Consider the following 13,134-nt stretch of genomic DNA (forward strand, 5'->3'; position numbering starts at 1 on the left):
GGAGCCTGGCATGGACGACCTGCAGAGGATGCGCAAGGTCTGGGAGTTCATCTTCCAGCAGTCGATCACCGACGACGCCGACTTCTTCACCGATCTCGACGGCGACTCGATGGCCGCTGCCGCCCTCGTGCACCACGTCGCCGAGGAGTTCGGTGTCTCGCTGCCCCTGTTCGAGGTCTTCGACCGCCCGACGCCCGCGGAACTGCTCGTGGCCGTACGGGAACAGCTCACGGTCGGCTGACCGCCGGCCACCCCAGCGAGGAGCACGATGGACCAGCTCACGGCAACCGGGTTCGGACTCAGCGACCTCCAGCAGGCGTACCTGATCGGCGAGCTGGGTGACTTCCAGCTCGGCGGTCCCGCGCTGTTCTACGAGGAGTACGCCGCACCTCCCTTCGACACCGACGCGTTCGCGGCGGCCGTGCACGCCCTGCTCCGCCGGCATCCCATGCTGCGCTGCGCGGTCGGCGAGGACGGCCAGGTGCGGATCCTGGACGATCCGCCCTCCCCGCTGTCGATCCGGTCGCTGCGCGGTGAACCCGTCCACCGCCGCGCCGAACTGCTGGCCGCCGGTCGCCGGGAACTCTCCGGCGACGGACCGCCGCTGACCGGGCCGGCCGCCTTCCGCATGCTCGTCTGGTGCGACGACGGCGAGTACCTGGTGCAGATGGCCGGGCGGCTGATCGTCTTCGACGGGCAGTCCGGCGAGGTCTTCGCCCAGGAGCTGCGGACCCTGCTCGCCGGTGGGGAGCTGGCACCACTGGAGTTCACCTACGAGCGGTACCGCCGGGAACTGGACCAGCGCCGGGACGGCCCGGAGTACGCGGCGGCCCGCCGGTACTGGACCGACCGGCTCGACGACCTGCCCGGGGCGCCGGAGCTGCCGCTGCGCCGGGGCGGGCGGCACGACGGTCCGCTGGTCCGGCGCGTCTTCACGCTGCCGGTGGCGGTGACCGACGCGTTCACCGCCGCGCTGCGCCGCCGTCGGCTCACCCCGACGATGGCGGTGGCCGCCGCGTTCGCCCAGGTGCTGCGGCACTGGAGCCGCCAGGACCGGTTCACCGTCAACATCATGTACGGCGAGCGGCTCAACCTGCACCCGGACGTGTCCCAGCTGATCGGCAGCTTCGCCAGCACCCTGCTGCTGGAGTGCTCACCGGCCGGCGGGGAGAGCGACTTCGCCGCCGACGCCGCCGCACTGCGGGGTCGGATGCTGCGCGACATGGCACAGGGCGCGTTCAGCGGGGTGTCGGTGATCCGGGAACTGAACCGCCGCTCCGGGACGGTCTCCGGCGCCCGGATGCCGGTGGTGTTCACCAGCATGCTCGGACTCGGCTCCGACACCGACCCGGTCTTCCTGGAACTGCTCGGCTGGCAGCGCCGTGAGTCGCTGGTCCGCACCCCGCAGGTCGCCTTCGACCACCAGGTGTTCATGCGGTCCGGGGAGATGGTGTTCAGTTGGGACACCGCCGACGGGCTCTACCCGCCCGGAATGGTCGACGACATGTTCGCCGCGTACCGGGACCTGCTCATCGACCTGGCCGGCGACGACGCGGCCTGGTCGGCGGCGCGGGGTGACCGGCTGACCCCGGCGCGGCAGCTCGCGGTCCGGGCGCAGGCCAACGACACCGCCGCCGAGGTGGCCGCGCAGACCCTGCACGGCGGTTTCCTGGCCCAGGCCCGCCGCACCCCGGACGCCGACGCGGTGGTCACCTCCGCCGGCACCGTGACGTACCGGCGACTGCGGGAACGGGCGGGCGCGGTGGCCGCCGCGCTGCGGGCCGCCGGACGCGGCCCGGGCGACCTGGTCGCGGTCGTCGCCGAGCGGGGCGCGGACCAGATCGCCGCGCTGCTCGGGGTGCTGATGAGCGGCGCGGCCTACGTGCCGGTCGCGCCCGCCTGGCCGCTGCCGCGCCGCGCGCAGATCCTCGCCGGAGCAGGCGTACGCGCGGTGCTCGGCGACACCGACGACGACCTCGACGGGGCCCCCGCCGACGCGGTCCGCTGGCGGCTGTCCGACCTGCCCGACGGTGACCTGCCCGACGCCGAGGTCACCGACGAGCCGGAGGCCCTGGCGTACGTCATCTTCACCTCCGGCACCACCGGCACGCCGAAGGGCGTGATGATCCGGCACCAGAGCGCGGCGAACACCATCGTGGACGTCAACACGCGCTTCGGTGTCGGGGCCGCCGACCGGGTGCTGGCCGTCTCGGAGTTCACCTTCGACCTCTCCGTGTACGACGTCTTCGGTCTGCTGGCCGTCGGCGGCGCCGTGGTCGTCCCCGATCCGGGTCAGGCCCGCGAGGTGGTGCACCTGCACGAGCTGGCCGTCCGGGCGGGCGTGACGGTGTGGAACTCGGTGCCGGCCTACCTGGCGATGTTCGTCGACTACGTCCGGGCGGCGGCGGACCGCGCGCGCCCGGAGCCGCTGCGGGTGGCGATGGTCAGCGGGGACTGGGTGCCGTTGTCGCTCGGCCGCGAACTGGCCGAGATCGCCCCGAGGGCCCGGTGCATGGCGCTCGGCGGGGCCACCGAGGCGTCGATCTGGTCGAACTGGTTCGACGTGCCCGCCCGGGTGCCCCCGGAGTGGACCAGCGTGCCGTACGGCTGGCCGCTGCGGAACCAGCGCTTCCACGTCCTGGACTCCCGACTCGCCCACCGGCCCGACTGGGTGCCCGGTGACCTGTACATCGCCGGGCGGGGGCTGGCCGACGGGTACCTGCACGCGCCGGAGCTGACCGCCGCCGCCTTCGTCACCCATCCGGTCACCGGCGAACGGCTCTACCGCACCGGCGACCTGGGCCGGTACCGCCCGGACGGGGTGATCGAGTTCCTCGGCCGCGACGACCCGCAGGTGAAGATCAACGGCTTCCGGGTGGAACTGGGTGAGATCGAGGCGGCGCTGGTCGCGCAGCCGGGGGTGACCGACGCCGTGGTGGTCGCCCGCCGGGGCGAGCGGGGCGCGTCGCTGGTCGCCTTCGTGGCCGCCGAGGCGGCGAAGCCGGACCTCGCCGACGAGGTCCGCGCGGCGCTCGGCGCGACGCTGCCCGCGTACCTGGTGCCGCCGGTGATCGAGGTACGGGAGGCGTTGCCGCTGACCGGCAACGGCAAGGTGGACCGGGCCGCCCTGGTCGCGGACGCGGCCGGTCTGGCACCGGGCGGCGGACGGTTCCGCGCCCCGCACACCGCTACCCAGCGGCGACTGGCCACGCTCTGGTCGGACCTGCTCGACCTGCCCTCGGTCGGCGTCGACGACCCGTTCTTCGCCCTCGGCGGCAGCTCGTTGCAGGCGGCGCAACTGATGAACCGGGTCGAGCGGGAGTTCGGCAGCCGGCTCCCGTTGGCCGCCCTCTACCAGCACCGGACCGTCGCCGAGCTGGCCCGTCTGCTCGACGAGCGGGACGCGGGCGCCGGGGCGTCTCCGGTGCAGTCGCTGGCTCCCGGTGACGGCACGCCGGTCGTGCTGATCCACCCGGTCGGCGGCGACCTGCTCTGTTACCGCGAGCTGGTCGCGCGGCTGCCGGAGGGCTGGCCGGTGCTGGGGGTCGCCTCGCCCGCGCTGGACGGTACGGCCACCGTGCCGCCGACCCTGACCGAGCTGGCCCGCGCCTACCGGGACGCGCTGAGCGCCACGCTGCCGGCGGACACCCCGGTACGCCTGGTCGGCTGGTCGCTCGGCGCGGTGCTGGCCTACGAGGTGGGTCGGCAGTTGACCGAGGCGGGGCGTACCTGCACGGCGGTGCTGATCGACCCCTGGGTCGGCCCGCCCGGCACGGTCGCCGAGCCGAGCGCCGCCGAACTGGTCCGCGCGTTCCTGACCGACGTGACCCGGGGCGAGGTGGACGAGAACGCCCCGGTCGACGCGGACGCCTCCGGGGTGGAGGCGTTGCGGGCGGCCTGGCCGCAGGTGGCCGCCGCCCGCCCGGAGCTGGCGTCGCTGGGCCTGGACTCGGCCGAGCGGCTGTTCGGGGTCTTCGCCGCGCACACCCGGGCTCTGGTGCGCTACCCGGTGCCGGCGGCACCGGGCCTCACCGTGCACCTGCTGGAGGCCCGGACCGCGCTGGGCGGCGCGGCCGGCGGCTATCTGGTGCCGTTGGGCGAACGGCTTCCCGAGGGTGCCGTGACAACCCGCCGGCAGGTGACCGGCGACCACTTCGCGGTGACCGATCCGGTCATGGTGGCGCCGACCGCCGCCGTGGTGACCGACGTCCTGACCGCGTCCTGACCGACGGACGCCCGGGGTACGGAATCCGTACCCCGGGCGCGTGGTCGGCGGGTGGTGCGGTGGTTCAGCCCCGGTGCAGCCGCGCGATCAGATCGGCGCGGATGCCCGGACGGGTGCCGAAGACCAGCAGGAACAACGCCTCCCGCATCAGCCGCTCGGCCGGGCCGTGCCGCAGCACGGCGGCGCTGCCCGTGGTGGTGGCCAGCAGGCCGGCGGCCCGCAGGGCCAGGGCGGCGGCCGCGCCCCGGGCCGAGGGCAGGTCCTGCGGGCCGGCGGCGTCGAGGGTCGCCCGGCACTCGTCGATCGCCGCGTCCAGCGGGCTCGGCCCGATCAGCCGGGCGCAGCGGGTCGCCACGCCCAGCGGCAGCGATCCGTTGAACCGCAGGGTGGCCGGGTCGCGTTGCAGGTAGACCGCGTGCGGGACGGTGCCGGTGACCCGGTGCTCCGGCACGAAGTGGCCGGTGAAGGTGACCTGCACGGTGCGGCTGGCCGCCACCGCGACCATGTCGACGGGCGTGACGCTGAGGGTGTCGCTCTCGGTGGCGTCCAGCAGCGACCAGACGAGCGTGTCCGAGGCGTCCCGGGCGGCGGTGAACAGGGTGTCGACCAGGCCCCACCCGGTCACCCAGGAGGCGGTGCCGTGCAGCAGCCAGCCGCCGTCGACCGCCTCGGCGCGTACCGCCGGCGGGCCGGGCCGGGTGGCGGAGAGGATGGCCAGCCCGGCGCGCCGCTCGCCCCGGCACAGCGGCTCCAGCCACTGGTCGGAGATGCCGGGCCGCTGGCTGTGCGTCGCCGCCATCACCGCGCTGTGGTGTTGCGCCCAGACGAACGCCGTGCTGAGGCATCCGCTGGCGATGATCTCCAACGCGCGGGCCGCCGTCTCGGTCTCCTCGGCGGCCATCTCGCTGAACTGCGGCGGGCCGGCCAGACCGTAGAAGCCTTCGGCGGCGAGCAGGTCGAGGTGGGTGGCCGGGACGGTGTCGGCGGCGTCGACCTCCTCCGCCGTCGGGAACAGCACCTCCTCGGCGATGCGCTCCGCGCGGTCCAGCACCTTGGCAGAGTTGCTCATCAGTCGGTCCACCGTCCGTTCCGTGGTCAGTCGGTGTGGGTTCTGCGCACAGCCTAACGAAGACACCACCGGCGGCCTAGAAGCTACATAAAGACAGTGTTGTGTTTGCCGCAAACGACGGACACTATGCTGAGATACGTCAATCCACGGGGGAGGTCGCAGGTGACCGAAGATCCGGCAACACGGGCCGAACGGGTCGGCTTGTTCTACGATCTGATGGGCCCGTTCCTCGACGCCGTCTACGGCGACAACCTGCACTACGGCTACTGGTCGGACGAGCACGACCCGGCAGGCGTCGCGCAGGCGCAGGCACGGCTCAACGACGAACTCGCCAAACGGCTCGCGGTCGGGCCGGGCGACCACGTCCTGGACGTCGGCTGCGGCACGGGCGGACCCAGCCGTCACGTCGCCCGGGTGACCGGCGCCGAGGTCAGCGGTGTCTCGCTCAGCGGTCGACAGGTCGACCGGGCCGGTGAGCTCACGGCCGAGGAGGGGCTGGCCCACCGGGTCCGCTTCACCCGGGCCGACGCCACCGCCCTGCCGTACCCGGACCGGTGGTTCGACGCGGCACTGCTGCTGGAGGTGCTGGTGCACGTGCCGGGCAAGGCCCTCGCGCTGCGCCAGGCACACCGGGTGCTGCGCCCCGGCGGGCGGCTCGTCCTCGCCGAACTCACCCTGGCCCGGCCGATGGACGACGCGCAGGCGCGGATCTGGTCGGCGATGCCGATGTCGATGCCGCCGACCGTGCCGACCTACGTCGAGCTGGTCCGCGAGGCCGGCTTCGAGGTGGTCGACGTCGTCGACGCCGGGGCCCACGTCCGCCGCTCCCACCAGGCCACCCGGGAGGCGGTGGCGCGGGAGCGCGAGCGCCTCGCCGGCACGTACGGGCCCCGGGTGTTGCGCCAGCTCAGTGACGCGGTCCTGGACCTCCAGGCGGTCGCCGAGTCCTGCCTGGGCTACCTGCTGCTCACCGCGCACAAGCGAGGGTGACGTGCGCCGGCCCGGCGTCCGGTGCCGACCCCACTACCCGAGGAGGAACCCGTGTACCGACCACGCGCCGTGCACCGCGCTCTCGCCCGGCTCACCGGGGCACCCCGCGGGCGTGACTGGCCCGGTGGTTTCACCGACCGGCTCACGCACCCCGTGCCCGGCCCGGCGGCGGTGCTGCGGCTGATGCGCGAGCGTGGCACCCGCCCGGTCGGCGCGACCGGTGGCCGGGTGCCGGTGGTGGAGGAGGCGGTGCCCCGGGTCGGTGCCGGGCAGGCCGCGGTGACCTGGATCGGTCACGCCACCTGCCTGGTGCAGCTCGGCGGCCGGGCGGTGCTGACCGATCCGGTCTTCGCCGACAAGATCCCGGGCACGCCGCGCCGGTACACCCCGCCCGGGGTGTCGTGGGAGTCGCTGCCGCCGATCGACGCGGTGGTGATCAGCCACAACCACTTCGACCACCTCGACGAGCCGACCGTCCGCCGACTGCCCCGGGACACCCCGGTGCTGGTGCCGGCCGGGTTGGCCTGGTGGTTCCAGACACGGGGTTTCCGCCGGGTGGTGGAGCTGGACTGGTGGGAGTCGACCGTCGTGGGCGGCGTACGGTTCGACTTCACCCCGGCGCACCACTGGAGCCGGCGGGGCCTCTTCGACACCTGCCAGAGCCTCTGGGGCGGTTGGTTGATGACCTCGGAGGAGACGCCGACCCACCGGGTCTTCTTCGCCGGTGACTCGGCGTACGGGCCGGCCTTCGCCGAGATCGGCGCGCGCTTCCCCGGCATCGACGTGGCGTTGCTGCCGGTCGGCGCGTTCCGGCCGCGCTGGTTCATGAAGCCGCTGCACATGGACCCGGCCGAGGCGGTGCGCGCGTGCGGCGACCTGGGGGCGGAACGGATGGTCACCATCCACTGGGGCACGTTCGCGCTCTCCGCCGAGCCGGTGCTGGCCCCGGTCGAGCTGGCCCGCAAGGCGTGGGCCGAGTCGGGCCGCCCGGCGGACGCCCTCTGGGACCTGGCGGTCGGGCAGAGCCGGCAGTTCGGCACCACCGACCTGAGCTGAACAGGCGGCCCGGCCGGTGGTGGCCGGCCGGGCCGCCGGTCCAGCGTGGTTCCCGGCCGTCGGCCGGGCCGCTGCGCGGTGCGACGGGTCAGCGGCTGGCGCCGGCGGCCCGGCGTGCGGCACGTCCGGCGAAGAACGACCGGGGCGCCAGCGCGGCCGGGTGCGGCAGCATCAGCGGCAGGCGGTCACCGGTCTCCTGCCGCCAGATGAACAGGTGCGCGCCCTTGTCGCCCATCGCGCCCTTGGCGAACTTCGGCTGGTTCACGGTCACGTACGCCAGGTCGGTGTACTCGGTGTCCCGGCGCAGCACCAGATCCCGCAGGATCTTGCCGCCGGTGTGGCTGGGCGCGATCCCGTTGCCGGTGTAGCCGTGCCCGTACACCAGGCCGTCGTCGGTGCGGCCGAACTGCGGGATGAAGGTGCGGCTCCAGCCGATCGGGCCACCGAAGGCGTGACTGAACCGGACGTCCCGCCAGGCCGGGAAGAAGCGGGCGAAGGACTCCCGCAGCGCGGCGTGGGCGGCGTCGTTGCGCAGGTGGGAGCGGTCGGTGTTCCGCTGGTCGTAGTAGTACCACCGGCCGCCGGACCAGACCACCCGGTTGTCGGCGGTGAGCCGGGCCGCGTGGGCGAAGGACAGCGAGTTGCTGACCCCCTCCCGGCCGGGCCAGGCCACCCGGGAGAGCTGCGCGTCGGTCAGCGGTTCGGTCACCATCAGGTAGTTCCACACCGGCATGACCTTGGTGTGGGTCTGGGCGAAGCTGTGCTGCCAGGCGTTGGTCGCCAGGACGACCTCGTTGGCGGTGACCGTGCCGGTGGGGGTGGTCACCCGGTAGCGTCCGCCGACCTTGCGGATCTCGGTGACCGGGGTCCGCTCGTGGATGTCCACGCCCTGCTCGCGGACGACGCGGGCCAGGCCCTGCACCAGTCGGTGCGGGTTGACCAGCGCGCCGGTGGTGCGCAGCGCGCCGAGCACCTGCGGGGAGCCGATGCGTTGCTGTGCCTCGTCGCGGTCCAGCAGCTTGAACGATCCGCGCAGGCCGGTGCGTTCGCTGCGCTTGACCTGGAGTTCGAGCCGGGCCAACTGCTTGCGGTCGGTGACCACCTGGAGCACGCCGTTCATCGCGAAGTCGGCGTCGATGCCGTACTGGCGGCAGAACCGCCCGATGTCGATGATCGACCGGGCGCCGCTGCGGTAGACACCCGCGGCCTTCTCCCGGCCGTAGTACCAGAGCAGCCGGCGCAGCACCTTGCCCGCGGTCAGCCCGACGAAACCGCCGTTGGCACTGGACGCGCCGCCGCCGACCGCCTCGGCCTCCAGCACCTTGATGTCGGCCGAGGGCTCGGCCTCGGCGAGGAAGTGCGCCGCCCACAGGCCGGTGTAGCCCGCGCCGACGATGCAGATGTCGCAGCTCGCGTCACCGTCGAGGGGTTCGCCGACCTCGACCGGCTCGGTGTCGTGCCAGTAGACGGTGTTCCGGGTCTCTTCCACGTCGCTCTCCAAGTCGTCGGCCCGCACCCACTATCCATAGTGTGTGTTGTGTTCGGCAAGACCCGACAGTCAATGCCCGTCGGCGGCCACCCGCGCCGCCCGTTCGGCCCGACGCTGCTGGCGCAGCCGGTCCATGAAGTAGTCGGCGTTGAGCCAGTAGAACTCCAGCCAGATGTTGTCCGGGTCGCGCAGCCAGATGCCGTAGCCGGCCTCCAGGAACAGTTCGCGGACGCCGGAGTGCTCGGCGCCGACGGCGTCCAGGTGCGTGGCCCACTCGTCCAGGTCGGCCATCTCGGGGACGTGGTAGCCCAGGTGGTGCAGGCCCACCCGACGCTCGTCGAAGGGGGCCGGGTCGGGCTCGACGGCCTGGCCGAGCACGATCGAGGAGAGCGACCCCCGGTGCACCAACGTCCGGAAGGTGAACCCGGACTCGGCGGGTGTCGCGTCGCGTACCGGCGTGAAGTCCATGACCCGGCAGTACCACTCGGTGCTGCGGTCCAGGTCGCGGACGGTCAGGTTGACGTGGTTCCTGCCATTGAGTTTAGGCACATGACGCATCATAGATGCTTCACTTGTATCTTGGGTGTGGCGTGTTGTTACCGGCAACCGGTAGCGTGTCGTCACCTGGCAGCGCGCTGCCCGTACCGGGCCGGAACGGATGTGAGGAACCGGGCATGCATCTGAACGTGTTCACCCAGTGCTCGCCGTCACCGCAGTTCAAGGGCATGTGGCGGCTCCCCGGCGACCGGACGGCCACCGGATACCGGTCGCTGGACTACTGGATCTCCCGGGCCCGCCAACTGGAGGCGGCCTGCATCGACGCGTTGTTCTTCGCCGACATCCACGGCGTCTACGACGTCTACCGGGGCTCCTGGGCACCGGCGGTGCGACACGCGGTGCAGATCCCCTCGATCGACCCGGCGCTGCTGCTGTCGGCCGCCGCGGCGGCGACCCGACACCTCGGCTTCGCGATCACCTACTCCACCACCTACCACTCCCCCTACGAGTGCGCCCGACTCTTCTCCTCGCTGGACCACCTCACCGGCGGACGGGTCGGCTGGAACATCGTCACCTCCTACCTGCGCTCGGCCACCGCCAACGGCCTCGGCGAGTACCTCGACCACGACGAGCGCTACGAGCGGGCCGACGAGTACGTCCAGGTCGCCCGCGCTCTGTGGGAGGAGAGCTGGGACGCCGACGCGGTGGTCCGCGACGCCGAACGCGACATCTTCACCGACCCGGACCGGGTCCGCCAGATCGACCACGAGGGCCGCTGGTTCAGCGTCCGGGGTCCACACCAGTGCGAGCCGTCCCCGCAGCGCACACCGGTGCTCTACCAGGCCGGCTCCTCGCCCCGGGGCATCGAGTTCGCCGCCCGGCACGCCGAGGTGGTCTTCCTGACCCTGGCCGATCCCGCCTCGGGGGCGGAGCCGGTGGCCGCCCTGCGCGCGGCGGCGGCCCGGCACGGCCGGGACCCCGGCATGGTGAAGGCGTTGCAGGGCGGCATGGTCATGATCGGGCGGGACCGGGCCGAGGCCAAGGCCAAGGCGGAGGCGTACAACACGCTGTGGAGCAGCGAGGGGCAGCTCGCCAAGTGGTGCGGGTGGATGGACATCGACCTCGCCGCCTTCCCCGACGAGACCCCGGTGGACGAGATCCGCAGCCAGGCCAGTCACTCCTTCCTCGGCTTCCTGCGCAAGCTCAGCCCGGACCGCACCTGGACGGTCGGGGACGTGAAGTACCTGGTCTCCCGCCCCCGCCGGCCCCGGGTGGACGCCCCGGTGACGTTGTTCGGCACGCCCGAGCAGGTGGCCGACCGGATGGAGCAGTGGCTGACCGTCGCCGACGTGGACGGTTTCAACCTGATCCCCTGCCCGCCCTCGGACGGCATCGACGACATCTGCGACCTGCTCGTGCCGGAGCTGCAACGGCGGGGCCTGTTCCGGACCGCGTACGACCCGGCGGAGACGACGCTGCGCGAGCGGTACTTCGGCGCCGGGGTGAGCACCTACCGCGACCCGTCGCGCGCCGTGACCGCGCGGGAGGGCTGAGCGATGCACCTGCGTGACACCCCGCAGGAAGCCGCGTTCCGGCGTGACCTGCGCGCCTGGTTGGCCGAGCAGGTGCCCCGGCACCGCGACGGCGGCGCACCCGGTGACTGGACCAAGGCGTTGCACGCCGCCGGCTACACCGGACTGACCTGGCCGGCCGCCTACGGCGGGCGGGGGCTGCCCCCGACCTACCAGGGCATCTACGCCGAGGAGAGCGCGCTGGCCGAGGCGCCGGACCACAGCAACGTGATCGGCCTGGGCATGGTCGGACCCACCATCGTCTCGCACGGCAGCCCCGAGCAGCAGCAACGCTTCCTGGAACCGATCCTCTCCGGCGCGTACGTCTTCTGTCAGGGCTTCTCCGAGCCGGACGCGGGCAGTGACCTGGCCGCGGTGCGGACCCGGGCGACGGCCACCGCCGACGGATGGCGGGTCACCGGCGAGAAGGTCTGGTCGTCCTACGCCCACCAGGCCGACTGGTGTCTGCTGCTGGCCCGCACCCAGCCCGACTCCACCGCGCACACCGGCCTGACCTGCCTGCTGGTCGACATGCGCAGCCCCGGGGTGCAGGTGCTGCCGCTGCGGCAGAGCACCGGCGACGCCGACTTCAACCAGATCGTGCTCGACGACGTGCTGGTGCCCCGCGACTGCGTGCTGGGGCCGGTCGGCGAGGGCTGGCGGATCGCGATGACCACCCTCGCCCACGAACGCGGCACCTTCGGCATCACCCTCACCGCCCGGCTGACCGTCGAGTTCGACCGGCTGCTGCGCACCGTCCGCGACCTCGGGCTGGCCGACGACCCGACGGTCCGCGCCGAGCTGGCCGAGCTGCACGTGCAGTTGCAGGCCCTGCGCTGGACCGGTCACCGGACGATGGCCACGCTGGCGCGGACCGGCAAGCCCGGCCCGGAGAGCTCGGTGCTCAAGCTGCACTGGTCGGTCACCAACCAGCGGCTGGCCGCGTTCGCGCTGCGGCTACTCGGCCCGGCGGCCGTGCTCGACGGCCCGGACAGCCACGCCGCCGGCCACTGGCAGCACCTGCGGTTGCGCAGCCGCGCCAACTCGATCGAGGGCGGCACCTCCGAGATCCTGCGCGGCATCATCGCCGAACGCGTGCTCGGCCTGCCCCGCACCCGGTGACCCGGAGAGGATGACCATGGACTTCGCCCTCACCGACGACCAGCGTGACCTGGCGTCGGCCGCCGCCCGGCTGCTCGCCGACCGGTACCCGGTCGACCGGGTCGCCGCGCTCGCCGAGTCGGGCGACGCCGATCCGGACGGGTGGCCGCACCTGCGCCGGCAGGGCTGGTGCGACCCGGAGCTTCCGGTGGTGGAGAAGGGCCTGCTGGCCCAGGAGGCCGGGTACGCGCTGGCCGCCGTCGGCTGGTGGAGCACGGTCGGCCTGGCCCACCCGGTCCTCGTGGCGGCCGGGCGTGACCTGCCGACAGGTCCGCTCACCCTGGCCTGGCAGGACGACCCGGACACCGGCCAGGGCACCCGCGCCGAGCAACGCGCCGGCACCTGGCGGCTGACCGGCCGACGCGGCCTGGTGACCGAGGTGGCGGGGGCCACCGCGCTGGTGGTCGCCGCCGACACCGACACCGGCCCGGCCCTGTTCCTGGTGGGTGCCGCAGCCGACGGGCTCACCGTCGCGCCGCAGCCCGCCCTGGACCGGCTGCGTGGCGCCGCACTGCTGCACCTGGTCGACACCCCCGCCGAGATGCTGGTCGGGCCGGAGGCCGCCGAGCGGGTGCTGACCGACGCGCGCCGGCACGCCGGCACGTTGCTGGCCTGCGAGGCCGTCGGCGTCGCCCGCCGAGCCCTGGACCTGGCCCGCCGGCACGCGCTGGACCGGGTGCAGTTCGGCCGACCGATCGGGGCGTACCAGGCGGTGGCGCACCGGCTGGCCGACGGGTACGTGGCGCTGGAACTGGCCACCTCGCTCGCGCTGCGGGCCTGCTGGCTGGTCGGCGCCGGTCCGGACGACGCGGCACCGGACGAGATCGCCCAGGCGTACGCCGAGGCCGTCGTGGCGGCCCGGCAGGCCGCCGTACGCGCCTGCGAGGACGCCCTCCAGGTCACCGGCGGGCTCGGCGCGACCTGGGAGTACCCGCTGCACTGGTGGTACCGCCGGGCGCTCTGGCTGGACAGCTTCGACACGCCCACCGGAGACCATCTCGCCACCCTCGCCGGTCACCTGCTGCACGGGCGGGCGCAACCGGCACGGCCGGCCGCGTGACCCCACCGGCCGACG

At 73.5% G+C, this 13,134-nt stretch carries 10 protein-coding genes; 7 read left to right on the forward strand and 3 right to left on the reverse strand.

The genetic code is table 11. The features are described from left to right. Positions 1 to 10: 10 nt before the first annotated feature. Positions 11 to 241, forward strand: coding sequence for an acyl carrier protein (locus tag ACFYTT_RS06105; RefSeq protein ID WP_131054442.1), 231 nt, complete (start codon positions 11 to 13; stop codon positions 239 to 241). A gap of 27 nt (positions 242 to 268) precedes the next feature. Continuing rightward, the gene (locus tag ACFYTT_RS06110) at positions 269 to 4,225 is read left to right on the forward strand and encodes an amino acid adenylation domain-containing protein (RefSeq protein ID WP_387257939.1); all 3,957 of its coding nucleotides are present in this window, start codon (positions 269 to 271) and stop codon (positions 4,223 to 4,225) included. Positions 4,226 to 4,289: 64 nt separating this feature from the next. Here ACFYTT_RS06110 and ACFYTT_RS06115 read toward each other — a convergent pair whose 3' ends face one another. Continuing rightward, entirely contained in the window at positions 4,290 to 5,294 is a 1,005-nt protein-coding gene (locus ACFYTT_RS06115; protein WP_176094248.1) for an acyl-CoA dehydrogenase family protein, read from the reverse strand. A 162-nt stretch (positions 5,295 to 5,456) separates the two neighbouring features. Between ACFYTT_RS06115 and ACFYTT_RS06120 the strand changes: the two genes are divergently transcribed. Together ACFYTT_RS06120 and ACFYTT_RS06125 are read left to right on the forward strand one after the other, a co-directional pair. Further along, on the forward strand, positions 5,457 to 6,284 hold the full coding sequence (locus tag ACFYTT_RS06120; protein ID WP_387257940.1) for an SAM-dependent methyltransferase: 828 nt from the start codon (positions 5,457 to 5,459) through the stop codon (positions 6,282 to 6,284). Between the two features lie 51 nt (positions 6,285 to 6,335). Then, positions 6,336 to 7,340 carry an MBL fold metallo-hydrolase gene (locus ACFYTT_RS06125; RefSeq protein ID WP_387257941.1) on the forward strand — a complete coding sequence of 335 codons (1,005 nt, stop codon included), beginning with the start codon at positions 6,336 to 6,338 and terminating at the stop codon, positions 7,338 to 7,340. An 88-nt stretch (positions 7,341 to 7,428) separates the two neighbouring features. Here the strand turns inward: ACFYTT_RS06125 and ACFYTT_RS06130 are convergent, their stop codons facing one another. Continuing rightward, on the reverse strand, positions 7,429 to 8,856 hold the full coding sequence (locus tag ACFYTT_RS06130) for an FAD-binding oxidoreductase (RefSeq protein WP_131057485.1): 1,428 nt from the start codon (positions 8,854 to 8,856) through the stop codon (positions 7,429 to 7,431). 42 nt (positions 8,857 to 8,898) lie between these two features. Further along, complete coding sequence (locus ACFYTT_RS06135; RefSeq protein WP_236146040.1) at positions 8,899 to 9,387, reverse strand: VOC family protein; 489 nt, start codon at positions 9,385 to 9,387, stop codon at positions 8,899 to 8,901. Between the two features lie 116 nt (positions 9,388 to 9,503). Between ACFYTT_RS06135 and ACFYTT_RS06140 the strand changes: the two genes are divergently transcribed. From ACFYTT_RS06140 to ACFYTT_RS06150, 3 genes are read left to right on the forward strand one after another with little or no spacing between them, the layout of a single operon-like run. Further along, positions 9,504 to 10,880, forward strand: a complete 1,377-nt coding sequence (locus tag ACFYTT_RS06140) for an LLM class flavin-dependent oxidoreductase (RefSeq protein ID WP_176094250.1) — start codon at positions 9,504 to 9,506, stop codon at positions 10,878 to 10,880. 3 nt (positions 10,881 to 10,883) lie between these two features. Continuing rightward, positions 10,884 to 12,020 (forward strand): acyl-CoA dehydrogenase family protein, encoded by a 1,137-nt coding sequence (locus ACFYTT_RS06145; protein WP_131056750.1) that lies wholly within the window; start codon positions 10,884 to 10,886, stop codon positions 12,018 to 12,020. A gap of 16 nt (positions 12,021 to 12,036) precedes the next feature. After that, entirely contained in the window at positions 12,037 to 13,119 is a 1,083-nt protein-coding gene (locus tag ACFYTT_RS06150) for an acyl-CoA dehydrogenase family protein (protein WP_387257942.1), read from the forward strand. The last annotated feature ends 15 nt before the right edge of the window (positions 13,120 to 13,134 follow it).

Origin of the sequence: Micromonospora sp. NPDC003816, assembly GCF_042874705.1 — a bacterium.
GTDB lineage: Bacteria > Actinomycetota > Actinomycetes > Mycobacteriales > Micromonosporaceae > Micromonospora.